The sequence below is a fragment of the Hathewaya histolytica genome (assembly GCF_901482605.1).
GTDB lineage: Bacteria > Bacillota > Clostridia > Clostridiales > Clostridiaceae > Hathewaya > Hathewaya histolytica.
On record NZ_LR590481.1, the window covers coordinates 1,517,293 to 1,541,283 of the forward strand.

The following is a 23,991-nucleotide window of genomic DNA, read 5'->3' on the forward strand; positions in this document are numbered from 1 at the left end:
ACTCACCTACTTCATAATATTTTCTTAAGAGCATTTAATCTCCTAATACTGTGTTAACATTAATATTGTTTCCCTTTATATACTCCCCAACTTCCATAGATTTCTTACCTGGAAATTGTATTTTTTTTATTAACAATACCCCTTCTCCACAAGCAACCTCAATTCCTTTCTCAGTTACTTTTAATATAGTACCAAAGGGTTCTTGTATATCCTTGTTTATAATTTCTGCTTCATATATTTTCATAATCTTATCTTCATAATGTGTGTACGCTATAGGCCAAGGATTAAGTCCCCTTATAAATAGATTTATTTCCCTTGCACTTTTTTCCCAATTTATTCGAGCCATATCCTTATTAAGCATAGATGCATACATTGTGCTTGTATCCTTTTGTGGAATAGGCTTTATCTCACATTTTAAAAGTTTATCTATTGTTTCTATAAGTAATTTTGCACCTCTTTCCATGAGTATATCATGAATTTCACCAGCAGTACTAGTATCAGATATCTCAACTTCATCCTTTAATAACATATCGCCAGTATCTAGACCCTCATTCATAAGCATAGTAGTATTTCCTGTTACTTTTTCACCATTAATTATAGACCAATTAATAGGTGCAGCACCTCTATACTTAGGCAAAAGAGAACCATGTAAGTTTATACATCCATATTTAGGTATATCCAATATCTCCTTTGTTAAAATCTGTCCAAAAGCTACTACCACCATAAAATCTGGCTCTATATCCTTTAATACTTTCTTTACATCCTCATCATTTTTTAACTTTACAGGTTGGTAAACGGGAATATTGTACTGTAAAGCTAATTCCTTCACGGGACTAATTGATAATTTTTTCCCTCTTCCTTTAGGCTTATCTGGTTGAGTTAAAACAGCTTTTACATCAAAATTGTCTAATAAAGCCTTTAGAGAAGGAACTGCAAAATCTGGAGTGCCCATAAAAACTATTTTCATCTAATTTTTCTCTCCTTTAATAATTTTATCAATAAATAAAATTCCATCTAAATGATCTATCTCATGACAAAAAGCTCTTGCAAGCAGACCACTACCTTCTAATATTACTTCTTGCCCTTTTTCATTTAGGCCCTTAACCTTAACATATTCAGGTCTTCTTACCTCTCCTTGGTTACCTGGTATGCTTAGACAACCTTCTATATCTACATACTCACCCTTAGTTTCTAGGATTTCAGGGTTTATAAGCGCAAAACATCCTTCGCCTACATCTATAACAATTATTCTTTTTAATATACCTACTTGGGGTGCAGCAAGTCCTACACCATTCTCCTTATACATAGTTTCTTTCATATCCTCTATTAAACTTAAGGTTCTATCATCTATATTAGTAACTTCCTTACATCTCTTTCTTAGAATTTCATCTCCATTAATTCTTAAATTTCTAAGTGCCATTATTTAATCCTCCTTATACTAAATTCCTTGGATTAGTATCCAAACCTATCTTTATATTTTTAAATCTTTTTTCTCCCAAGACCTTATATACTATTTCTTTTATACATAAGGCAAATTCATTAGAAAAGTTTCCTTTAAATATAACTTGCCATCTAAATTCTTTTTTCAATTTAAAAACTGAACACGGACATGGCCCTAGCATTTTAATTTTATCATATTTGTCAAGAATGTTTTCTATTTCTTTTTTTAAAACTTTTATATACTCTTCACCCTCTTCTTTTTCCTGTGCACTTATATTAATTAAAAGCATTTCTGAAAAAGGTGGATAATCTAAAATTTTTCTAATTTTAATTTCTTCTTTGAAAAAGTCTTCATACCTATTTTCTGAAGATAAGACTATACTATAATTGTCTGGTGAATAAGTTTGAATTATAACTTCCCCTTCTTTATCACCTCTACCAGCTCTCCCTGAAACCTGGGTTATAAGTTGAAAAGTTTTCTCTGCTGCCCTGAATTCTGGATAGTTTAAAGAAATATCTGCTGCTAAAACACCTACTAAAGTTACATTTTCAAAGTCTAGACCTTTGGCTATCATTTGAGTTCCTACTAAAATATCTGCTTCTTTATTCTTAAATACATTGTATAGTTTCTCATAAGAATCTTTTCTTCTAGTAGTATCAAAGTCCATCCTAATAACTTTGCTATGCGGAAAATATTTTTTCACTTCCTTTTCAACTCTTTCTGTACCTACACCAAAATGTTTTACATACTTACTTTTGCACTTAGGACATATGTTCACTGAGTTTTCCTTATACCCGCAGTAATGACATACTAAATTCCCATTAGCATGATATGTTAAACTTATATCACAGTTTTTACATTTAAATACATAACCACATTTTCTACAGGATACAAAAGGAGAGAATCCTCTTCTATTTAAGAATAATATTACTTGCTCATTTCTTTCTAAGCAACCTTTTATTGAATCAAATAGTTTTCTACTAAATATAGATCTATTATTTTGCTCTAATTCTTCCCTCATATCAACTATTGTAGATCTAGGTAATAGTTTATTTGAAACCCTATTTAGAAGCTTGATTATGGAAATTTCATCATTTATTCCTTCATAGTAGCTTTCTAAACTAGGTGTTGCAGATCCTAAAACTACCTTACATCCTTTTAAGTCACTTATTAAAAAAGATATATCTTTAGCATTATATTTAGGATCTGTTTCTGACTTATAGCTTCCTTCATGTTCTTCATCAATTATAATTATACCTAAATCTTTAAATGGTAGAAATAGTGCTGATCTTGCACCTACTGCTACATTAACCTCTCCAGTCTTAACTCTCATCCATTGCTCAAATCTTTCTCCATCTGAGAGCCTACTATGAAATACAGCTACATCTTCTCCAAATCTACCTTTAAATCTTTCAATCATTTGAGGTGTTAAAGAAATCTCTGGCACCAAAACTATAGACTGTTTTTTATTTAGAAGCATATGTTCTACTAAATTTAAATAAATTTCTGTTTTTCCACTTCCAGTAACACCATGAATTAAAAATTTCTTTTTGTGAGAATGAATAATAGTATTCAAAGCATTCTTCTGCATTGAATTTAATTCTTTTTTTTCATAATGAGTATAAAATTTCACTGGAAACCTATTTACTATTTCTTCTTTAGTACTTATAAATCCATGTTTTATTAAAGTATTTACAGAGGATATAGAAATATTATATTTATTTTTTATATCACTTTTTATTAATTTTTCTTTATCTATTAAATTTATAATCGTAGTATAAGGTTCTTTTATATAATTCCCCTCTAATTCTCTTATTTTATATAAGACTTCCTTTTTCTTAAAAGTGACTCCTTTACTGATACCAGTAGGTAAGAAAACCTTAATACATTCCATATAAGTACATAGATACTTACGCCTCATAATATTTATAAGCTGGATATCTAAATAAGTAATTAATGGATATTTTTCACATATTTTATTTATATATTTTATATTAATTCCTTCATTACTACTTTTATCTTCTTCATAAATTTCCATAACAAAGGCCTCTGAAGATTTATTTCCCTTTCCAAAAGGCACTCTAACTCTATGGCCTATTCTTATATGCTCTTCTAAATCTTTAGGTATTCTATAAGTAAATAAACGATCAATTGCTGAACTTAAAGAATTAATAACCACATTAGCTAATTTATTCACTAAATCACCTTTTCTATTTTTATATTAATAAACAAAAAAGCGCATTAGCGCTTTTCTGTTATTAAATTAAATAAATTTTTAGCAAATTCATCTTTACTCATTTTATTTATATAAAACGTGTCCCCATACTTAGACAAAACAGTTGCACTATTGTAATCTGAAGAAAAACCAGTATCAGAACTCTTTATATTATTAGCTACTATAAAATCCAAATTCTTTTTTTGTAGTTTCTTTTCTGCATTCTCAACTAAATCCTTGCTTTCAGCAGCAAATCCTACTAGTATTTGAGATTGTTTTTTCTGTCCTAAGTCATATAGTATATCCTTATCCCTAACAAGTTCTATATTTAAACTACCCGTACCTTTTTTAATCTTTTCTTCACTATAATTCTTAGGTATATAGTCTGCAACAGCTGCTGACTTAATTACAATATCCATATCATTATATTTCTCCATAATAGCATTATACATTTCTTCGTTAGTGTCTACACTTATGACTTTGACACCTAAAGGAGGCTTTATATTAGTGGGTCCAGAAACTAATATGACTTCAGCACCTCTATTTCTAGCTTCCTTTGCAATTGCATATCCCATTTTGCCAGAGGAACGATTAGTAAATATTCTTACTGGATCAATTCTTCCTATAGTTGGACCTGCAGTAACTAAAACCTTCTTTCCAACCAAATCCTTTACTGGATACATCTCACTATAAATATATTCTACTATTTCCTCAGTATCTGCAAGTTTACCAATGCCATGATCTCCACATGCAAGTCTCCCTTTTTGTGGTTCTATAAATTTATATCCAAACTCTTTTAGTTTATGTATATTATTTTGGACTATAGGATTTATATACATGTTAGTATTCATAGCTGGTGCAAAAATAACTGGAGATTTCGTTGCCATTATAGTAGTTGATAACATATCATCTGCAATTCCGCTGGCAACCTTGCCGATTATATTTGCTGTAGCCGGAATAATTGCTACTAAATCAGCTTTTTTAGCTAATGATATATGTTGAATCTCCCATGCTTTTGGTTCTTCAAACATATCATGAATAACCATATTTTGACTTATACTTTGGAAACTCAAAGGAGTTATAAACTCCTTTGCAGACTTAGTCATTATTACATGGATATCAATATCCTTTTTTCTCAATTTGCTTATTACATCTAAAGATTTATAAGCAGCAATACCTCCACAAACACCAATAACTAGACATTTATTTTGAGACATTTTACTTTATACCCTCTTTTACTCTCTCAACTGTTATTGCTCCTTCATTAATCTCATTTATGGCAATTGTCAATGGTTTATTTGAAGATATCTCAACTAGCCTTTCATTACCATCAATAATTTGTCTTGCTCTTTTTGAAGTGGATATTATTAGAGAATATCTATTGTCTACATTTTTTAATAAATTTACTATAGCTGGATTTATCATTGAGTCAGATTTATTCATATTTTACTCCTCCTGTTATTTTATCGCATAAGTCCTTTTGTCTATCTACGCGACATTTTTCACCCTTAATAATTGATTCTATATTTTCTACTGCATGGTCTATAATATCATTTATAACCACATAATTATATTTAGATACATAGTTCAGTTCTTTAAATGCAGATTTAAATCTTAGATTTAGACTTTCCTCTGTTTCACTACCTCTTCCAATGATCCTACTTTTTAATTCTTCCATAGATGGTGGCATTATAAAAATAAATACTCCCTCTGGACATATTTCTTTAACTTTAAGTGCACCTTGTATATCTATTTCTAAAATCACATCAGTACCTTCATTTAATTTTTCCTCTATTTTATCTTTTGGAGTTCCATAATAATTACCATATACTTCAGCATATTCTAAAAAATCGCCTTTACTTAATTTTTCCTCGAATTTTTTCTTTTCTAAGAAAAAGTAGCTTTTCCCTTCAATTTCTCCTGCTCTTGGGATGCGAGTTGTTGCTGATACTGATAACCAATAGTTTTTATTTTGCAAAAGTTTTTTACATACAGTACCCTTACCTGCACCTGAAGGTCCTGATATTACTATTAATAACCCCTTTTGAAACATTTATTCTTCCACCTCATCCATAGCCTCTTCACCTTTTACTGATAATCTATGAGCTACAGTTTCTGGTTGAACAGCTGATAATATAATATGATCACTATCTGTTATAATAACTGCTCTTGTTCTTCTACCATAGGTAGCATCAATTAACATTCCTCTATCCCTAGCTTCTTGAATTATTCTTTTTATTGGTGCAGACTCTGGACTTACTATAGCAACTAATCTATTAGCTGATACTATATTTCCGAATCCAATGTTGATTAATTTAATATTCATAATGAACCTCCCATAAATTTTACTCGATATTTTGAACTTGTTCTCTTACCTTCTCAATTACTGTTTTAAGACCTAAAGTGTGCTTTAATATTTCTAAATCATTTGCCTTTGAAGCTATAGTATTTGCTTCTCTATTCATCTCCTGAACTATAAAATCGAGTTTCCTACCGATAGACTCATCTAATTCAAAAGCTGACCTCATTTGTTCTATATGACTATTCAATCTTGTTAACTCTTCATCAATACTAGCTTTATCAGCAAAAATTGCAATCTCCATTGCAACTCTTCCTTCATCATAATTTTGTTTATCATCTAATAAATCCTTTAAACGTCCTGAAAGCTTGTTTTTGTACTCCTCTACTACTTTAGGTGATCTTTCTTCTATTCTCATTAATAATTCTTTTAAATTACATAATTTTATTAGAATATCTTCTTTTAATTTTTCCCCTTCTTTGTTACGCATAATTAAAAGTTTATCACAAGCTTCTTTCAAAGCAACTTCCATCATACTCCAAATTTTATCTAAATCCTCTTCTTTTTGATCCAATGTTATCACTTCTGGAAACCTTGATAATGATCCTACGGTTATATCATCACGTAATCCTAATTCTTGATTAATAATTCTTAAGGACTCCAAATAACTTTTTGCAAGTTCTAAGTTTAAAGCTACGTTTGTAGACTGTTTCTCATAATCTTTTTGGGTTATGTAAATATCTACTTTGCCCCTTTTAATATTATCAGCTATAAGCCTTCTTATTTTATCTTCTAGTGAAAGAAAAGTCCTAGGAAGTTTTACTGAAGTTTCTTGAAATCTATGATTAACACTCTTCATTTCTATTATAAAAGTCTTACTTCCTTCCGTAACACTTCCTCTACCAAAACCCGTCATACTCTTTACCATATCTATCCACCTTCCAAGCTACTCTACTTAAATTATACTATTAATTTTGCATAATATAAATTCTTCTTTTTAAATTTTATTCTTATCATAATATTTAAAACATATTTTACTAAAAAAATCAACCTCTATATATAATAATTATTTCAATTTCATACAATTGCTTTCAAATAATAGCCTCTAGTATTATATTACATTTACACATTTAATTAAAGTACAATATATATCATATGCAAAATGTATATAAAGTATAAAAGACTCTACACCTTATAGGGGTAGAGTCTTTTATACTTTATATGTGCTATAATTTTATAAATTTAATTATAAATATTACAGTAAGTATATATAATACAACAGGAACCTTTTTTCTTTCTTTTCCGTTTATCCTTTGTATTATATTGTATAAGCCATTTATTAATCCATAAGATAGAATTCCAATAATTAACCCATCACCTATGCTATAAGTTAAAGGCATTAAAGCTATTGTCAAGAAAGCTGGAACTCCTTCTGTAAAATCATTAAATTCTATCTTAGCTACATTCTGAATCATAAAGAAACCTACTATTATAAGTGCAGGTGCTGTAGCACATGAAGGAATACTTATAAATAGTGGTGAAAAGAACATTGCAATTAAAAACAGTATTCCTGTTATAATAGATGCAAAACCCGTTCTTGCTCCCTCTGCAACTCCTGCAGAACTTTCTACAACTGTAGTTACTGTAGAAGTTCCCAAGACACCTCCAACAGTAGTTCCAATAGCATCAACTAAGAGGGCTTTACCTGCATTCTTAACTCTACCTTCTTCATCTATCATATCAACCTTAGAAGCAACCCCAACTAGGGTTCCAACTGTATCGAAAAAATCTACAAATAGGAAAGAAAACACTACCATAATAAAGTTTCCTATTTTACTTGGATCCACTATGTAGGTAAAATCTAATTTAAAAGCAATAGGCCTAATACTAGCAAACTCAAATACCCCTTTAGGTAATACTATTCCATATGTAGCTGCAGCTTCTGGTGAAATAAAAGCGTACATCCATGATATTAATGTACTCGTAAGAATTCCTAGCAAAATTCCTCCTCTTATTTTTTTCACTTCACAAATTACAATAGTCAAAATACCTATTAGTGCTATAATCACCGTAGGAGAAGTTAAATTCCCTTTAGCCACTTTAGTAGCTTCATTAGCTACAACAACCCCTGAATTAACGAAACCTATAAAAGCAATAAATAAACCTATACCAGCTGTTACAGCTAATTTAAGATTTTTAGGAATCGAACTAGCAACTGCTTCTCTTACGTTAGTTAAGGAAAGTAATATAAAAATTACTCCTTCTATAAATACAGCTGTTAAAGCCATTTGCCAAGGTATATTCATACCTTTTGGATTACACACAGTAAATGCAAAATATGCATTTAATCCCATGCCAGAAGCTAGGGCAAAAGGTAAGTTAGCATATAAACCCATAAGTATAGTAGCAAAAGCAGCTGTAATACAAGTTACAGTAACTAAAGCTGCTTTGTCCATCCCTGTTACACTTAAAATATCGGGGTTAACAGCTATTATGTACGCCATAGTTAAAAAGGTTGTAATTCCCCCAATGATTTCCCTTTTTACATCTGTATTATTTTCTTTGAGCTTAAAAATTTTTTCCATTGTTGTTACCTCCTATAAAAAAATATAAAAGCCTTAAGATGAGTTATCTTAAGGCTTTTATTAGTGCATAAATTTCAAAAACTATAGTTAAAATTATACAAAAATAATTGAAGATAAGCCCATAGTCGAATGTTTACGGTATTCGGTAGAAACTACTGATCCATATTATCAGTATTATATAAGCGTCTGTTTCTGTAATTTTATATGTCTATATTATCAAACCCAAAATCTATTGTCAATACCTTTTACGAACATTTTTACTTTTTATCATTAAATAGTTCGTTATATTTCAATCTAATCTTTATCTATATAAATCTTGCTCAAATATTTCCCTGATTTCATCTATGTTTTTAGTATATCCTAGAGCCAGCATTAATTTTATTCTAGCCTTTTGTCCAGGAAGCCTATCACCAAAAATCACTCCTGATTCTCTAAGGCCCTTTCCTCCACCTGGATAACCATAGGTATCTAAAACTCTACCTTTAAAACATCTAGAAACTAATACTATTACTACACCTCTTTTTATAGCTCTTTCAACAGCTTCCGCCATTTTAGGTGGTATATTACCTCTTCCCATGGCCTCAATTACAATTCCTTTAGCACCTTCCATTACACAAAAATCAATTAATTTTCCATCCATACCCGCTGCTGTCTTTATAAGGTCTACCCTAGTTTCTAGACTATCAGTTATAATTTTTTGCTTATTTAAATTATCTCTATAAAAAATAGCCTCATTATTATCTACTATACCTACTGGACCAAATTCAGGACTTCTAAACGTATTTAAATGCATTGAGTGCTCTTTTGTAACCTCACTAGCACAATTTAATTCATCATTTAAACATACTAAAACGCCTCTTCTTTTTGACTTAGGAGATATAGCAGTACAAATTGATGCTGATAAATTAGCTGGTCCGTCATACCCAAGTTCAGAACTGTTTCTCATGGATCCCGTAACTATAACAGGTTTTTCAGAATCTAGAGTTAAATCTAAGAAATATGCTGTTTCTTCTAGTGTATCTGTTCCATGAGTAGTTACAACACCTATTATATCATCTCTATTTAAAAGTTTTTTTATATAATTTGATAAATCCATCATAAGTTCTGGTGTTACATGAGGACTTGGCAAGCTCGAAAAGGTATAAGTTTCTATTTCTGCATAGTTTTCAATTCCAGTTACCATAGACATGATTTCTTCCCCACTTAAAGTCGGAATAGCAGCTTTAAGCTTTGGATCCACCTTCATCGAAATTGTTCCCCCATTAAATACAATAGCTACTTTTTTCATTATAACGCCCCCTAAATCTATTAATGATACTTTATAAATTCTTAAATAATACCTTAATTATTATATATCTTTATTTTAATTCTGTCAGTTGAATTTAAATAAAAAGACCAGAAAATTTAAATTTTCTGGTCTTTTTATTTTAAGAATATGTTTCTTTATCTTTTAGATAAGTGAATATTATTTTTTCAACCTCATCCCCACAGTTATCATCATATTCTAGAGTTTTAATTTTACCATCTAAAGCTTTTAGCTCTACTTTACATATTTCTTGTCCCGTATTTTTTTGAATATCTCTTTTTATATTTAAAAGCTTATATCCTTCTTTCCCATATTTTTCTATATCGTTACTCATATGTTTTCCTTTCTTTAATCATTCTTCTTTTGAATAATCTTATTTTGTATCTTTGTTATATCCTCACCACTTAACCCAGTTTCATTTGTTACCTCTATAAAGCCTATACCTTTCCCTAATAAATGTTTAGCTTTTTCTACAGCTTTTTCATATTCCCCTTTTGGGAAGTTCTTTTGCATATTACCCCTCCTCCTATGTTTTAATCTCATACTTATACTTTCCTTTAAGGAATAATTTTATGCTATTTTATTTCTTCTAAAATTCTAATAAAATGATTTGCTTCTCTTAGTACGTGATCAGAAAGAAGCGGATCTATTATACCCCTGATTTTGCAGCACAAAATTCCTTCTGTTGCTTCCTGCTTGAACCCCCTAAAATCTTTAGTAAGTTTTAAAGAGTCCCTAATATTTTTTTCTAAACAATTCTTTTCATGCTTCATTTTGTATTCTAATCTATGATACTTCTTAGCAAATTCTTCTGATTTATTTATTAATTTTCTCTCATTCCTATCTAATAATCCCGAAATAAAGCCTCCATGTTCCTCCATTATATGGTTCCAAAAAAGTAATTTTTCTTTTTTCAACATACTTTCTTTACAATGTTTATTATGTTCTAGATTTAACACTAATTTTCTATAGAATTCTGCCTCCATTTTTACGTGATGTAATAAGCTAGGATAAATATTAAAGAAAATTTTGCAGTCTATAAATTTTTTATATATAAATTCTTTAAAATATATAACTTCCTTTAAAAATTTTAACACTTCACAATTAAGCCTTTCTACCTCATGTTCTATATCATCTTCACATTTTAATGGAATATACTCTTCTACATAGTTCTTTTTTAAAATCATATATTGAGCCTTTGTTAGGTTAATGTCTATTAGATCTCTATTGTATTTCATAGATTTAATTTCACACTTCAAAGTATATGGGGTTATAAATTCCCCATATTTAATTGTGTTTTTATGAATATGTCCATTACTTAAATATATGGTTCTACAAAAAATCTCCCTAGCTCTTTCGCTTAATTGCAAATTCTTATTAATTAAAAATTTCTCCTTCTTATTAGTTGCATTTCTAATAAAATATAAATGTTCTTTCATTATTCTCATAAAAAACAAATTACATTGCAAAGATTTAGAAACATAGGTATTCTGCCATTTCATATAAAAACTCCTTAATATTATTACTCACTTTTAATATATTCAAAGTTTTAAAATTGTTACATCTATAAATTTTTATAAGTCAGGACCACCCGTAAAACGGGTGGCTTGCTTTAGCCCTATAAGGGCATATTACTGGCTGTGCTACTCGCACATTGAACGGCTTGCCAACCGCAAAATTTTTACAGGCTACCCCTAAAAGGGGTATTATTTTTTGCCTTGTTTTACTGGCTTACCCGTAAACGGGTCTATATATTCTTTTAAACTCATCTGTTCATATGCTATATCTTCTTGTATCTGATTCTTTATATATTCCTCTATAACTTTTTTATTTCTACCAACTGTATCAACATAATAACCCTTACACCAAAATTGTCTATTTCCATATTTATATTTTAAATTTGCATGTCTATCAAATATCATCAACGAACTTTTTCCTTTTAGATATCCCATAAATTGAGATACACTTAGTTTTGGTGGTATACTTACAAGCATATGTATGTGATCTTTGCACGCATTTGCTTCAATTATTTCTACTCCTTTATGTTCACATAGCTTTCTTAATATTTGTCCTATATCTGCTTTTATCTTCCCATATATTACTTGTCTCCTATACTTAGGTGCGAAAACTATATGATATTTACAATTCCACTTGCTATGTGCTAAACTACTATTATCCATATTGGATATACCTCCTTTGTTTAATGATTGTGGTCGGCAAACCTACTTTCATTTTACATTGGAGGTTTTATTTTTTCTACTCATAGCTAAAAGCTTTTTAGAACCACAGGTATAACCTGTGGTATTCATAATACAAAAAAACAATAAGTATATACATACTTATTGCCTTATGGTCTGAGTGGCGAGACTTGAACTCGCGACCCCAAGAACCCCATTCTTGTACGCTACCATCTGCGCTACACCCAGTTAATATTCAAAATACTTATTAATATTTATAGGCAACTTGATTTTTCAAATTGCCTATAAATTATTATAATATTATACAGATAAGTCCTCCATTACCCTCATTAATTATCTTTTCAAGGGTTTTTTGTATTTTAATTTGAACATCCTCAGGCATTTTATATAATTTTTTCTGAAGACCTTCTTTAACTAATACTTCAAGAGACTTACCAAACATATTACTTTGCCAAATTTCAGATGGATCATTTTCAAATTGCTCTAAAATAGACTTAACTAGTTCTTCGCTTTGTTTCTCTGTACCCATAATAGGAGATACTTCTGTTTGAATATCTGCTTTTATTAAGTGTAGTGATGGTGCACTAGCTTTTAATTTCACCCCGTACCTAGTTCCCTGTTTTACAATTTCAGGTTCTTCTAGTCTCATTTCAGATAATTGAGGAGCTACAAGGCCATATCCCGTTTCTGTTACATCTCTTAAAGCACTCTTTATTTTATCATATTCTTTCTTAGCCTCATAAAAATCACTCATAATACCTAAAAGTTCACTCTCACCTTTAATTTCACATTCACTAACTTCGCTTAATACTCTATAAAATAAATCTCCTTTAGGATTGAGGTCAATACTCGCAGTACCATCACCCATATTTATCTCATTTAGCCTAGATCCTTTTAGAAAATCAAACTCCTCTACCAATCTAAATGATTGTTTAACATCCCTAAGTTTAAAAATATTCTTACATAGGTCTTTTACAACATTTAAGAAATCAACTTTAAGCCAATGTTGAGGATTAAGATTTTCTATCCATTCTGGCATGTTAATTTTAATTTCTTTTACAGGAAATTCTTTTAAAATCTTTTCAAATATAGTTTTAATATGTTCTTCTGTCATGTTTAGAGCATCTATTATTTGCACCGGTACATCATATTTTTCTTCCATAGATTTTTTTATCTCTAAGGTTTCTTCTGCTTCAGGATGTTTTGTATTTAAGACTACTATAAAAGGCTTATTTATAACTTTTAACTCATTTATAACCCTTTCTTCTGCCTCAATATAATCATTACGGTTTATTCCAGTTACGCTACCATCTGTAGAAACTACTACCCCTATAGTAGAATGCTCATTAATAACCTTTTTAGTGCCTATTTCAGCAGCTTCTTCAAAAGGTATTTCATAATCATACCATGGAGTAGTGACCATTTTAGAATTACCTTCTTCTTTGTGCCCTAAAGCTCCCTTTACTATATACCCTACGCAATCTACCATTCTAATTTTAAATTTAGTATTTTCATCAAACCCAATTTCTACCGCTTCGTTAGGTACAAACTTTGGCTCTGTAGTATGAATGCTTTTCCCGGATGCACTTTGAGGCAATTCATCCTTAGCCCTTTCTTTTTTATGTGGATTATCTATGTTAGGTATTACCATAAGGTCCATAAACCTCTTTATAAAAGTAGACTTTCCAGTTCTCACAGGACCCACTACCCCGACATAAATATCACCTTGAGTTCTTTCCGCGATATCTTTATATATATCAAATTTTTCCAATATATATACCCTCCTATATACGTTCTAACAGTATATATATATTGAGTATGAAAAATATTTATAACCAAATTTTATTAAAAATCTATTATTTCATCTTTCTTGTCTCTAGTCATAAGATCTTTTATGCTTTCTTTTACGTCCCAGTTTTTATAAAGTACATTATATAAAGCTTCTGTAATTGGCATTGTAACCCCTATTTTTTCTTTTAGCTCATATATAGACTTGCAAGCTCTAATCCCTTCTACTACCATACTCACTTCACTGCAAGCCTCTTTCATAGACAAGCCCCTTCCTATTAATATACCTGCCCTTCTATTTCTACTATGAAGACTTGTACAGGTTACAATTAAATCACCCATACCTGTTAAACCATAAAAAGTTTTAATGTCACCGCCAAGCTTAGTGCCTATTCTAATTATTTCACTCATGCCCCTAGTCATTAGTGCAGCCTTAGCATTATCACCGTATCCTGCCCCATCTAAGATACCAGCAGCTAGAGCAATAATATTTTTTACCGCACCACCTAGTTCAACACCAATAATATCATCATTAGTATATACCCTTAATTTATCATCCATAAATAAGTTTTGAACTTCTTCTGCTTTTTCCCTTTGTTTGGAACATGCTACTATAGCCGTAGGTGTACCTATACTAACCTCTTCTGCATGACTAGGTCCTGACAATATGACAACTGGATTATATGGAATCTCTTCTTCAATAATTTGAGACATTCTTTTTAAAGTACCTTCCTCTAATCCTTTTGCAATGCTTATTAAAATAGTATCCTCTCTAACTAATTTAGAAATTCTTTTGCTATACTCACGAATTAAATGAGAAGGTAAGGATAGGATAACATATTCAGAATCTTTTAAGGCTTTCCCTAAATCTAATTCTCCCCTTATATTTTCCCCTAAGGTTATTTTGTTTAAATATTTCGAATTTTTATGATTTAAGTTTATATCCTGTATAACATCCTTATTTCTATCCCAAATAACTACATCTAAATCCTTTTTTCTTGATAATACTATGGAAAGAGCAGTTCCAAAACTGCCCCCTCCTATAAAAGTAGCTTTACGCATTCTTGTCATTCCTCTCTCTAAAAATAAACTTAATTCCAGTACCCTTAAAATCAAATCCTAATCTTAATTGATTTTCTAAATACCTTCTATAAGAGAAATGTACAAGTTCTGGATCATTAACAAAGAAAATAAATGTTGGTGGTTTTATTCCAACTTGAGTTACATAGTATATCTTTAATCTTCTTCCCCACATAACTGGAGCTTCTTGCATCATAACAGCTCTACTAATAACATCATTTAATAGACCTGTTGGTACTCTATAACAATAATTATCATAACACTTTTTGACAGTTTTCAAGACCTTATGTACCCTCTGACCTGTCTTAGCGGATATAAACATATATTCAGCATAAGGCATGAAATTAAGTCCTTGTTGTAATTGCTTAGTATAAATATCAAGAGTCTTATGATCTTTATCCATTATGTCCCATTTATTTACTACAATTAAAATGGCTTTATTTTGATCATGAGCAAATCCAATTATCTTCTCATCTTGCTCTGTTAACCCTTCTTCAGCATCTATTACAAGAATACATACATCCGCTCTTTCTATGGATGCTAAACTTCTGATTACACTGTATCTTTCTATTTCTTCTTTAACCTTACTTTTTCTTCTTATGCCAGCTGTATCTATTAATATGAATTTGCCATCTTCAGTTTCAATATAACTATCTATTGAGTCACGAGTAGTTCCAGGTATATTACTAACAATATTTCTAGTTTCTCCTAAAATTTTATTTATAAGAGATGATTTACCAACATTAGGTTTCCCTACTACAGCAATTTTAACTATGTCTTCTTCAGCATCTTCTTCATTTTCTAGATCACTAAAATTCTTTACAACTTCATCTAACATATCTCCAAGACCTAGCGCTTGATTGGCTGAAATGCTAATTGGATTGCCCAAACCTAAATTATAGAACTCGTATATATTATCTTCATCACTCAATTTATCAATTTTATTAACTATTAATAGGATGGGCTTTCCACTTTTTCTAAGCATCTGAGCGACTTCATTATCTGAATCCGTCATACCCTGTCTTCCATCTACTACAAACATAATAATATCTGCTGTCTCTATAGCAACTTCTGCCTGTCTTCTCATTTGTGAAAATATAATATCTTCTGATTCTGGTTCTATACCTCCAGTATCTATTATAGTAAATTTATGGTTTAACCATTCTGACTCAGCGTATATTCTATCCCTTGTAACACCTGGTGTATCTTGAACTATAGCAATTCTTTCACCTGCTAACTTATTGAATAGTGTAGATTTCCCTACATTAGGTCTTCCTACAATTGCAACTATAGGTTTTGCCATATTTATTCCTCCCTACTAAATTCATTTATTATATTAATTAAGTCTTCTCCTGTATAATCACATAGGATAATCTCCCTTTGCAACTCTTTCTCTAGATCATTTATAGTGTAATCATCTAAAAGAATTTTTTTGTCATCCTCAGCAAGTTCATACCCTTTTCTTATAATATTATCTGGTAATATTATGTAATCTCCTAATTCTTTTCCTTTTAATTGATTTATTATATCAACTCCAGTAAGTAAGCCTGACACTGTAATAGTTTCTCCAAAGAAATTATTTAAAATTCTCTCTACATTAATAGATATATTAGGATTTTTTTTCATTATTACATTTGCTACATTCTTTATATCTCTATAAGCTGATGTACCTGTTGCCATGGTAAAAGACACCTTTTTATTATTTTCTAAATACTCTAAAGATCCTTCTATATTATTTCTTAGAGCTCTTATCATCCCTACACCATCTTCTATTTGCCCAAAATCCCCATAAAATTTTGTTTCAGGTATCTCTTCTTCAGCTAATACATAAAATTCATCAGAGAGCCTTATAAAAGGATTACCTATATTCTTTATGTACTTTTCTTGAAGGAATTTTAATTCCTCTATCTCTTTTTTTGCAGTTTCTTTTGAGTATATCTCTATTTCATGCAGGCCTTCTCTGAATTTAGTTATGCCTACAGGAACTGCTGCTACATTTCTAATCTGAGGATATAATTTATATAGGTCTTCTATAGTATTCTTTAATTCATCACCATTATTTATACCAGGACAAAGTACTATTTGGCAATTCATTATTATACCCGCTTCTGCAAAACGTTCCATGTATTTATATACTTTACCTGCAAATCTATTTTTAAGCATTTTTACTCTTAATTCTGGATTAGTGGTATGTACTGATATATTAATAGGGCTAATTTTATAATCTATAATTCTTTGAATTTCTTCCTCTTTCATATTTGTTAGAGTAACAAAATTTCCTTGAAGAAAAGCAAGTCTGGAATCATCATCTTTAAAATACAATGTATTCCTCATACCCTTAGGCATTTGATCTATAAAACAAAATATACATTTATTCGTACAACTTCGAGCACTATCTATTATGCTTTGTTTAAATTCTAAACCTAATTCTTCATCATAATCCTTCTCAATTTCAACTTCCCATATTTCTCCGGAAGACTTTTCTATGTTAAGGGTTAAGTATTCTTCTGTTATTAAAAATTTATAATCAATTATATCATTTACTTTTTTATTATTTATTGAAATCAAAAAATCTCCAACCTCTATGCCAGCTTCTTCGGCTATACTATAAGGTTTTATATAGCTTATATAATTTTTCATAGATCCTCCTTAGTTATAATTATACATCAAATTATAATACATCAATTTCTAGTTTAAGTCAATCTACTCGCATAAATAAGAGATTTAGCATCAAAATTTCAGTTAAAATTTTATTTTTACTGAAATTTAGGTACTAAATCTCCGATAAGATATTATATTATTTTACAAAATTCATATAATATCAAATTATATAAACATTGCTGTACTATCTACCTATTTATACTTAAGTATATTAATTAAAAAATTTTATGAATGCTTAAATAAAATTTAAAATAGAATTTAGTAAACTTCCTTATTTTTCGTAACTAAATTCTCCATCTTCTTTTATATTAAAAAAGTCTGCAAAACTTATATCAAATATATCCTTATTTATTTTTGATATATTTATTTTATTTTTTATAAGCTCTGTTAATACTCCAGCATAGGCTATATCCCCTTGAAGTATAGCTCCATATATAATTCCATCTTTATGTATTATTTTTTTATATATTTCACCTTTATGTATTATATCTACTTTATAACTTTCATCTTCAGGTTCTATTATTCCTAAAGATATAGTGTATACCCCTAAAAAGTTCATGGAATTTCTTGCTCCAAAGTTATCATTCAATAGCTTTTTTTCTCCTACCATATTATAAGCAGCTATTCTTCCTTGTTTCATAGCTATTGGCCATATAGGTGCTCTAAATGTTACATCTCCTGCAGCATATATATCTTTAACTGAAGTTTCACAATTATCATTTATCACTATTCCTTTTTCTATCTTTATTCTCTCATCTTTTATGAAATCTACATTTGCTTTAACCCCTGCTGTTACCACTACAATATCACAGTCTATTTCTTCACCATTGCTTAATTTTATTCCAGATATATTTCCATTATCATCTATTAAAGCGTCCTTAACTGCTACATTAGTCTTTATAACAACATTATGTTTAACAAACAAATCTTCGTATGTCTTTGAAGCTCTTTGATCTAATTGTAAGGGGAGTATCCTACTTCCCATCTCTATAACAGTTACTTCTACATTGTTTCCTAATAACCCCATAGTAGCATCTATCCCTACAAGTCCTGCACCTATTACTACTGCTTTTTTAATTTTTTTAGCCTCTTCTTTTATGACTATTGCATCATCTAAATCTCTTAAAGTATATACCCTTTTAGCTTCTCTTAAATGCTTAATTGGTGGTATAGAAGCATAAGAACCTGATGCTATGAGTAATTTATCATAATGCTCTGAAATATTTTCTTGCATTTTCACTGTCTTCTTATCTATATCAACAATCTCCACTTTTTTATTTTTTCTCCATTTTACATTATACTTAGTAAAAAAATCTTTTTCTATAAAAGATAATTCTTCTATTTTTCTATTGCCATCTATAAAATGATGTAATAGACATCTTGAATATACTTTATCATCTTTAGAAATCATAACGATTTCCGCATCTTTATCTAAATTTCTCAAAGTTTTAACTGCTGAAATTCCTGCTGCACTAACCCCTAGTATTACATATTTCATACTTTTAACCTCCCGAGCCTTAATATTTTTATAATATTATAAAACTAAGCTTTTATTTAAGAGAATTTTATACTTATATCTGCTAATTTATTTGCATTCTACTTTATAATCTCTCTTCTAAACTATAGAATGATAATTATATTTTTATTAAGAACTTCAACTAATACATTGTATCTACTTAAATTTTTAGCGTATATTTAAATTTTCCATACATAAATAGCTCCTGTAGGGCAGTTTTCTACACATCTAGGTATTTCTCTTCCATTACATAAATCGCATTTTATTATAACTTTACTGTTTTTTTCATCTGCCTTTAATACTCCATAAGGACAGTTCATTACACACATAAAACAGGTTGCACATTTATCCTTATTATAAGATACTACACCAGTTTTTTCATCTTTATCCATAGCTCCAGTTGTACAAGTATTTACACACTCTGGATTACCACAATGTCTACAAAATATAGGGGTTTTATTTCCCAGCATATCTAACTCTATATGATTTCGGCTTTCATTAACCTTATCTTCTAGATCTAAATCATATATGGATTTCCCTTTTTCATTATGTTCTGCCATACAGGCGAGAACACAGTTTAAACATCCTTCACATAAATCCTTTTTTATCATAATTCTTTTCATAAAGAATTCTCCTCTTAACAGATTATTTAAAAGCTACTTTAAATTTAATCTCATGACTAATATTTTTACATTGATCTGATATAATATTTAATTTAAATTCAGATCAATGTAAAAATGTAAATATTAGTATTGTTATTTAAGTCCTAATTTCTCTCTTCTATCTAAAACTATTGCTTCTAGTTTATCCGCAGCTTTTTTCACATCATCCTCAATTATTAGTTGTCCTCCGGTTAAGCTCTTAAGATCTTCTGTTAACACTTTAGATACCACCTTACTACCTCCTATAAATGGTGATATAGCAAGGTGCAATGGTAATCCTAATGCTAAACCAAAGGCTCCATCTGCTAATGCCTGTTCTTCTAGCCATTGTGGTGCTGAAAGCACTAATGGAAGTTGTGGTAAATCTACACCTAATTCTTTAGCTAATTCTGTAGCTACAATCTCAAGTCTTCCTATAGCAAGGCATGGTCCAAAGTTAAGTACTGGTGGAATTTTTAAACTTTCACATACTTTTCTTAAATTATCTCCTGCAAAAGAAGCTGCTGATGATGACATCAACCCTACATTTTCAAGTCCTCCACTAGAACATCCTGCTGAAAGAACTATTATATCTCTTTTTATAAGTTCTTTTGTTAGCTCTACTGTAAATACATCATGTCCCATAGCTGTTAAGTTAGAACATCCAACTACTCCAGCTACTCCTTTTATTTTCCCTTTTGCTATTAAATCTAATAATGGTTTCCAAGTTCCACCTAAAAATTCTTTAAGAGACACTTCGCTTACTCCGGTTACAACATCATTAAATCCATGATCTCTAGGTATGTTTACTGTGACATATCTCCTTCTCTCTTTGTATGCATCTAATGCTTCCTTTATAATATATTCACTTATTTTTTTTCTCTCTTCATAGGAATACTCTATGTATTCTGCATTAGATTTTTTAGCTACATCATCTAAACAAATCATTTTTACTTTTAAATTTTCTGTAATAGGCTCTATACCCGGTAATGTACAGTTAAATTCTGATACTATAGTATCTATTGCTCCTGTAGCAATTATAGCTTCACTGGTAAAATTATTTCCACCATGCCCTGAAAATACTTCTTTATAATATTCTCCCCTTAATTGTAAGTCTTGTCCTACACAGGTGCAGCCAACCAATCTAAAACCTTTAGCTCCAAGTTTCTTAGCCATCTCTACTACATCTTCTTCTATTAATCTATCTTGAAGATGCGCTATAGTTGAATGCTGGTGTCCTGTTATCATAATATTTATATAATTTTCATCTATAACCCTAAATCCAACCTTAGCATTTCTTATAACTGGTTCCCCCAGCATTACATCATTTAATAAATTTGTTAATGTTAATCCATAAACACCTGTGGATATACCTAGATTTAGACAATGTAATAACATTTCTACAGGATCACTATTTAGATTTGTAGAAGTCTTTACTATAGCATCAAAAACTTCTGATTTAGCTCCACCAGGTAATATATTAAGATTCTTCCAATTTTCATACCTTGGTTTATAAGCCATTTTTTCTACTACTTCCATTTTTTCATACCTTGGTTTATATAAATCTTTTAAAATCTTATCTGCTATTTTAACTGCTTTTTTGTATATATCATCTTCCTCTATTTCAAAGAGTTCTGCTAACCTATTTAAGGCCTTTTCACCTTTTATTTTTCCCTTATTTTCACCTGTGGCTTTTAAGTTTCTTGCAGTGTTTTCTACTATATGAAGGTAGCATCCTGCTCCTGCTGCTACTGCTCTCAAAAAATTTCTTGCAACTATAGTATCTGCATTAGCACCGCATACTCCTCTTGGTGATTTTGGAGTTATTCTGCAAGGACCATTTGAACAAAGTCTACAGCAAACTCCTAGTTGCCCAAAACCACACTTTATTTTTTGATTCTCTACCCTATGATGAGAAGTTTCCATATCCATATTAGATATAAATCCTTGAAGAACTTTATCTGCTGATTTACAAGTTTTACAATTTGTACACATTGAAATACCCATCCTCCTATAATGTTAACCTATTTGGTATAGTTTTGTTTATTTATAAAAGGAATTTGTTTAATTCCTTTATTTATATATTCATTTATGTTTTTAACTTTTATCAATAAATTTTTTATTTTAATAATATACCTTTTCGGTATACTTTTGCATTAATAAACCTTACATATGCTATTTTCATTTATTCTTTATAGAACTATTTACTTCTTTTGATCTAAAATTTTTTGAAAATTTATGGATTCTAATTCACTAGCAAGGTTTCTTTGTACTTTACATAAAGTTCTGTGAATTTCACATTTCCCATTTTTGCCTGCATTACAATACTCAGGATCATATATACATCTATTTATACAAATTGGCCCGTCTATTGATTCTATTACATCTTTTAAATTTATATTCTTAGGCTGTTTATTTAATGCATATCCACCCTTAACACCTCTAAAAGATATTATTATTCCTGACTTTGTAAGTTTTCTTAAAAGTTTTAGTAAAAATCTTAGAGGTAATCCTTCTTCCTCAGATATAATTCTCGCTTCTACTTTTTCTCCATAACCCAATTTTGATAAATAGAGTATAACTCTTAACGCATAGTCTGCTTCTTGAGTGATTTTCATATTTATTCTCCTAAAAGTATACTTAATGAGTATATTTTAAATATACTCACTTATTATACAATTGTCAATATTCTTTACTTAAAATCAGAACTTTAATACTTAAATTCCAGTAAAATTGCATTTTTACTGGAATTTAAGTATTTTATACTCACTTTAAAATATGATAATATAGCATAATTTTATTATCTTTTAAATTTCTATTCATTTAAATCTACTTGTTTTCCAGTAACCATGTAAATAGTCCACTCACAAATATTAGTCGCGTGATCTGCTATTCTCTCTAAAAATTTACATACAAATAAAAATTGTGTTGCTTGGTTTGTATACTTAACATCTCTCCCCATAACTTCAACCATTTCTTTAAAAACACTTTTGTATAGTGCATCTACCTCATCATCTCTTTTACATACCTCATAGGCTCCATGTACATCACTTTGTACATAGGCATCCAAGGAATCTTTTACCATATTATTAACTATATAAGCTATTTTAGGAATAAAGATAAGCTCTTTTATATAACTTTCTCCAATTAGTTTTTTAGTTATTTTACTAATATCTACAGCGTGATCTGCTATTCTTTCTAGGTCAGTTACTATTTTAGTAGTTGTAAATATATCCCTTAGATCTACAGCTAGAGGTTGTTGAGTAGCTATAAGTTTAATTGCCATATCTTCTATTTCTTTTTCTGCAGTGTCAACTAGATCATCATTTTTAATCACTTTATCTGCAAGTTCAATATCCGTATCAATAAGAGATTTAACTGAATTATATATTTGTTTTTCAACTATACTTCCCATTCTAAGAATGTGATTATGCAATTCCTGAAGACTTGTATCGAAAGAAGTTCTAACCATACTATATACCTCCTTTTTGTAATTTTAAAAATATTATCCAAAACGCCCTGTTATATAATCCTCTGTCCTTTTGTCACTTGGATTATAAAATATATTCTCCGTAACTCCACACTCTATAATCTCTCCATTCAAGAAAAACGCGGTCTTATCTGATATCCTACCTGCCTGTTGCATATTATGTGTCACAATTATAACTGTATAATTTTTTTTAATTTCATCCATTAATTCCTCTATTTTAGATGTAGATATTGGATCTAAGGCTGAAGTAGGCTCATCCATTAAAATAATTTCTGGCTCTACAGCTAGGGTCCTTGCAATACATAACCTTTGCTGTTGTCCCCCTGATAATCCTAAAGCATTTTTATGAAGCCTATCTTTCACTTCATCCCATATGGCTGCTCCGATTAAGCTTTTTTCTACTATTTCATCTAACTTATTTTTATCTTTAATTCCATGAATTCTAGGACCATATGTTATATTATCGTATATGGACATTGGAAAAGGATTAGGTTTTTGAAATACCATCCCTATTCGCTTTCTAAGTTTTATTACATCATAATCTTGTGAGTATATATTTCTGTTTTCAAAAGTTATTTCTCCTGTAATCTTAACTGATTCAATTAAGTCATTCATTCTATTTATCGTTCTTAAAAATGTTGATTTACCACAACCTGAAGGTCCTATTAGAGCTGTAACCTCATTTTTTTCAATTTTTATATTTATATCCTTTAGAGCATGATTATTTCCATAATAAAAATTTAATTTCTTTGCCTCTATTATATTCATTTA

Annotated in this window: 24 protein-coding genes, 1 tRNA gene and 1 riboswitch; all 25 genes read right to left on the bottom strand. The window is 29.9% G+C overall.

The window, feature by feature from the left end; genetic code table 11:
* Window positions 1–34 precede the first annotated feature (34 nt).
* A complete protein-coding gene (fmt, locus tag FGL08_RS07455) occupies window positions 35–967 on the bottom strand; it encodes a methionyl-tRNA formyltransferase (RefSeq protein WP_138210192.1) in 933 nt (310 codons plus the stop codon).
* Window positions 968–1,420, bottom strand: coding sequence for a peptide deformylase (gene def, locus FGL08_RS07460; protein WP_138210193.1), 453 nt, complete (start codon window positions 1,418–1,420; stop codon window positions 968–970). It abuts the gene before it with no gap.
* A 13-nt stretch (window positions 1,421–1,433) separates the two neighbouring features.
* The gene (gene priA / locus FGL08_RS07465) at window positions 1,434–3,638 is read right to left on the bottom strand and encodes a primosomal protein N' (RefSeq protein ID WP_138210194.1); all 2,205 of its coding nucleotides are present in this window, start codon (window positions 3,636–3,638) and stop codon (window positions 1,434–1,436) included.
* Between the two features lie 44 nt (window positions 3,639–3,682).
* A complete protein-coding gene (gene coaBC, locus FGL08_RS07470; protein WP_138210195.1) occupies window positions 3,683–4,873 on the bottom strand; it encodes a bifunctional phosphopantothenoylcysteine decarboxylase/phosphopantothenate--cysteine ligase CoaBC in 1,191 nt (396 codons plus the stop codon).
* Between the two features lies 1 nt (window position 4,874).
* Window positions 4,875–5,099 carry a DNA-directed RNA polymerase subunit omega gene (gene rpoZ, locus FGL08_RS07475; protein WP_243117956.1) on the bottom strand — a complete coding sequence of 75 codons (225 nt, stop codon included), beginning with the start codon at window positions 5,097–5,099 and terminating at the stop codon, window positions 4,875–4,877.
* On the bottom strand, window positions 5,092–5,709 hold the full coding sequence (gmk, locus tag FGL08_RS07480; protein ID WP_138210196.1) for a guanylate kinase: 618 nt from the start codon (window positions 5,707–5,709) through the stop codon (window positions 5,092–5,094). Before gmk ends, rpoZ begins: the two co-directional genes overlap by 8 nt.
* Window positions 5,710–5,982: an extracellular matrix/biofilm regulator RemA gene (remA, locus tag FGL08_RS07485; RefSeq protein WP_138210197.1), complete on the bottom strand. Its 273-nt coding sequence runs from the start codon at window positions 5,980–5,982 to the stop codon at window positions 5,710–5,712.
* Between the two features lie 19 nt (window positions 5,983–6,001).
* Window positions 6,002–6,883: a YicC/YloC family endoribonuclease gene (locus tag FGL08_RS07490; protein WP_138210198.1), complete on the bottom strand. Its 882-nt coding sequence runs from the start codon at window positions 6,881–6,883 to the stop codon at window positions 6,002–6,004.
* Window positions 6,884–7,181: 298 nt separating this feature from the next.
* A complete protein-coding gene (locus tag FGL08_RS07495; protein WP_138210199.1) occupies window positions 7,182–8,540 on the bottom strand; it encodes an NCS2 family permease in 1,359 nt (452 codons plus the stop codon).
* Between the two features lie 102 nt (window positions 8,541–8,642).
* Window positions 8,643–8,742, bottom strand: a riboswitch (purine riboswitch).
* A gap of 99 nt (window positions 8,743–8,841) precedes the next feature.
* Window positions 8,842–9,828 carry an asparaginase gene (locus FGL08_RS07500; protein ID WP_138210200.1) on the bottom strand — a complete coding sequence of 329 codons (987 nt, stop codon included), beginning with the start codon at window positions 9,826–9,828 and terminating at the stop codon, window positions 8,842–8,844.
* A 139-nt stretch (window positions 9,829–9,967) separates the two neighbouring features.
* Window positions 9,968–10,180 (bottom strand): hypothetical protein, encoded by a 213-nt coding sequence (locus FGL08_RS07505; RefSeq protein WP_138210201.1) that lies wholly within the window; start codon window positions 10,178–10,180, stop codon window positions 9,968–9,970.
* A gap of 14 nt (window positions 10,181–10,194) precedes the next feature.
* On the bottom strand, window positions 10,195–10,359 hold the full coding sequence (locus FGL08_RS13405; protein ID WP_171012015.1) for a hypothetical protein: 165 nt from the start codon (window positions 10,357–10,359) through the stop codon (window positions 10,195–10,197).
* A 62-nt stretch (window positions 10,360–10,421) separates the two neighbouring features.
* Complete coding sequence (locus FGL08_RS07510) at window positions 10,422–11,348, bottom strand: DUF2935 domain-containing protein (protein WP_138210202.1); 927 nt, start codon at window positions 11,346–11,348, stop codon at window positions 10,422–10,424.
* Between the two features lie 204 nt (window positions 11,349–11,552).
* The gene (gene tnpA, locus FGL08_RS07515; protein ID WP_138209354.1) at window positions 11,553–12,026 is read right to left on the bottom strand and encodes an IS200/IS605 family transposase; all 474 of its coding nucleotides are present in this window, start codon (window positions 12,024–12,026) and stop codon (window positions 11,553–11,555) included.
* A 170-nt stretch (window positions 12,027–12,196) separates the two neighbouring features.
* Window positions 12,197–12,272, bottom strand: a tRNA-Pro gene (locus tag FGL08_RS07520).
* A 64-nt stretch (window positions 12,273–12,336) separates the two neighbouring features.
* Window positions 12,337–13,815, bottom strand: a complete 1,479-nt coding sequence (gene spoIVA / locus FGL08_RS07525; RefSeq protein ID WP_138210203.1) for a stage IV sporulation protein A — start codon at window positions 13,813–13,815, stop codon at window positions 12,337–12,339.
* Between the two features lie 74 nt (window positions 13,816–13,889).
* Window positions 13,890–14,894 (bottom strand): NAD(P)H-dependent glycerol-3-phosphate dehydrogenase, encoded by a 1,005-nt coding sequence (locus FGL08_RS07530; RefSeq protein WP_138211296.1) that lies wholly within the window; start codon window positions 14,892–14,894, stop codon window positions 13,890–13,892.
* Window positions 14,887–16,215, bottom strand: coding sequence for a ribosome biogenesis GTPase Der (der, locus tag FGL08_RS07535; protein ID WP_138210204.1), 1,329 nt, complete (start codon window positions 16,213–16,215; stop codon window positions 14,887–14,889). Before der ends, FGL08_RS07530 begins: the two co-directional genes overlap by 8 nt.
* Window positions 16,216–16,217: 2 nt before the next feature.
* On the bottom strand, window positions 16,218–17,552 hold the full coding sequence (locus tag FGL08_RS07540; RefSeq protein WP_138210205.1) for a DUF512 domain-containing protein: 1,335 nt from the start codon (window positions 17,550–17,552) through the stop codon (window positions 16,218–16,220).
* A 292-nt stretch (window positions 17,553–17,844) separates the two neighbouring features.
* The gene (locus FGL08_RS07545; RefSeq protein WP_138210206.1) at window positions 17,845–19,071 is read right to left on the bottom strand and encodes an NAD(P)/FAD-dependent oxidoreductase; all 1,227 of its coding nucleotides are present in this window, start codon (window positions 19,069–19,071) and stop codon (window positions 17,845–17,847) included.
* A gap of 197 nt (window positions 19,072–19,268) precedes the next feature.
* Window positions 19,269–19,712 (bottom strand): 4Fe-4S dicluster domain-containing protein, encoded by a 444-nt coding sequence (locus tag FGL08_RS07550; protein ID WP_138210207.1) that lies wholly within the window; start codon window positions 19,710–19,712, stop codon window positions 19,269–19,271.
* A 132-nt stretch (window positions 19,713–19,844) separates the two neighbouring features.
* Window positions 19,845–21,731 (bottom strand): anaerobic carbon-monoxide dehydrogenase catalytic subunit, encoded by a 1,887-nt coding sequence (gene cooS, locus FGL08_RS07555; protein ID WP_138211297.1) that lies wholly within the window; start codon window positions 21,729–21,731, stop codon window positions 19,845–19,847.
* Window positions 21,732–21,934: 203 nt separating this feature from the next.
* Window positions 21,935–22,348, bottom strand: coding sequence for an RrF2 family transcriptional regulator (locus FGL08_RS07560; protein ID WP_138210208.1), 414 nt, complete (start codon window positions 22,346–22,348; stop codon window positions 21,935–21,937).
* 197 nt (window positions 22,349–22,545) lie between these two features.
* On the bottom strand, window positions 22,546–23,202 hold the full coding sequence (gene phoU / locus FGL08_RS07565) for a phosphate signaling complex protein PhoU (RefSeq protein WP_138210209.1): 657 nt from the start codon (window positions 23,200–23,202) through the stop codon (window positions 22,546–22,548).
* Window positions 23,203–23,235: 33 nt separating this feature from the next.
* Window positions 23,236–23,988, bottom strand: a complete 753-nt coding sequence (pstB, locus tag FGL08_RS07570) for a phosphate ABC transporter ATP-binding protein PstB (RefSeq protein WP_138210210.1) — start codon at window positions 23,986–23,988, stop codon at window positions 23,236–23,238.
* Window positions 23,989–23,991: the final 3 nt, after the last annotated feature.

What these genes read in the sequence shown, in the direction of transcription:
- FGL08_RS07490 (WP_138210198.1), bottom strand. Translation starts at nt 6,883, where the DNA reads ATGGTAAAGAGTATGACGGGTTTTGGTAGAGGAAGTGTTACGGAAGGA.
- FGL08_RS13405 (WP_171012015.1), bottom strand. Translation starts at nt 10,359, where the DNA reads ATGCAAAAGAACTTCCCAAAAGGGGAATATGAAAAAGCTGTAGAAAAA.
- rpoZ (WP_243117956.1), bottom strand. Translation starts at nt 5,099, where the DNA reads ATGAATAAATCTGACTCAATGATAAATCCAGCTATAGTAAATTTATTA.
- FGL08_RS07550 (WP_138210207.1), bottom strand. Translation starts at nt 19,712, where the DNA reads ATGAAAAGAATTATGATAAAAAAGGATTTATGTGAAGGATGTTTAAAC.
- FGL08_RS07540 (WP_138210205.1), bottom strand. Translation starts at nt 17,552, where the DNA reads ATGAAAAATTATATAAGCTATATAAAACCTTATAGTATAGCCGAAGAA.
- phoU (WP_138210209.1), bottom strand. Translation starts at nt 23,202, where the DNA reads ATGGTTAGAACTTCTTTCGATACAAGTCTTCAGGAATTGCATAATCAC.
- FGL08_RS07495 (WP_138210199.1), bottom strand. Translation starts at nt 8,540, where the DNA reads ATGGAAAAAATTTTTAAGCTCAAAGAAAATAATACAGATGTAAAAAGG.
- FGL08_RS07530 (WP_138211296.1), bottom strand. Translation starts at nt 14,894, where the DNA reads ATGCGTAAAGCTACTTTTATAGGAGGGGGCAGTTTTGGAACTGCTCTT.
- gmk (WP_138210196.1), bottom strand. Translation starts at nt 5,709, where the DNA reads ATGTTTCAAAAGGGGTTATTAATAGTAATATCAGGACCTTCAGGTGCA.
- FGL08_RS07545 (WP_138210206.1), bottom strand. Translation starts at nt 19,071, where the DNA reads ATGAAATATGTAATACTAGGGGTTAGTGCAGCAGGAATTTCAGCAGTT.
- FGL08_RS07505 (WP_138210201.1), bottom strand. Translation starts at nt 10,180, where the DNA reads ATGAGTAACGATATAGAAAAATATGGGAAAGAAGGATATAAGCTTTTA.
- FGL08_RS07560 (WP_138210208.1), bottom strand. Translation starts at nt 22,348, where the DNA reads ATGAAAATCACTCAAGAAGCAGACTATGCGTTAAGAGTTATACTCTAT.
- coaBC (WP_138210195.1), bottom strand. Translation starts at nt 4,873, where the DNA reads ATGTCTCAAAATAAATGTCTAGTTATTGGTGTTTGTGGAGGTATTGCT.
- FGL08_RS07510 (WP_138210202.1), bottom strand. Translation starts at nt 11,348, where the DNA reads ATGAAATGGCAGAATACCTATGTTTCTAAATCTTTGCAATGTAATTTG.
- pstB (WP_138210210.1), bottom strand. Translation starts at nt 23,988, where the DNA reads ATGAATATAATAGAGGCAAAGAAATTAAATTTTTATTATGGAAATAAT.
- tnpA (WP_138209354.1), bottom strand. Translation starts at nt 12,026, where the DNA reads ATGGATAATAGTAGTTTAGCACATAGCAAGTGGAATTGTAAATATCAT.
- remA (WP_138210197.1), bottom strand. Translation starts at nt 5,982, where the DNA reads ATGAATATTAAATTAATCAACATTGGATTCGGAAATATAGTATCAGCT.
- der (WP_138210204.1), bottom strand. Translation starts at nt 16,215, where the DNA reads ATGGCAAAACCTATAGTTGCAATTGTAGGAAGACCTAATGTAGGGAAA.
- def (WP_138210193.1), bottom strand. Translation starts at nt 1,420, where the DNA reads ATGGCACTTAGAAATTTAAGAATTAATGGAGATGAAATTCTAAGAAAG.
- fmt (WP_138210192.1), bottom strand. Translation starts at nt 967, where the DNA reads ATGAAAATAGTTTTTATGGGCACTCCAGATTTTGCAGTTCCTTCTCTA.
- FGL08_RS07500 (WP_138210200.1), bottom strand. Translation starts at nt 9,828, where the DNA reads ATGAAAAAAGTAGCTATTGTATTTAATGGGGGAACAATTTCGATGAAG.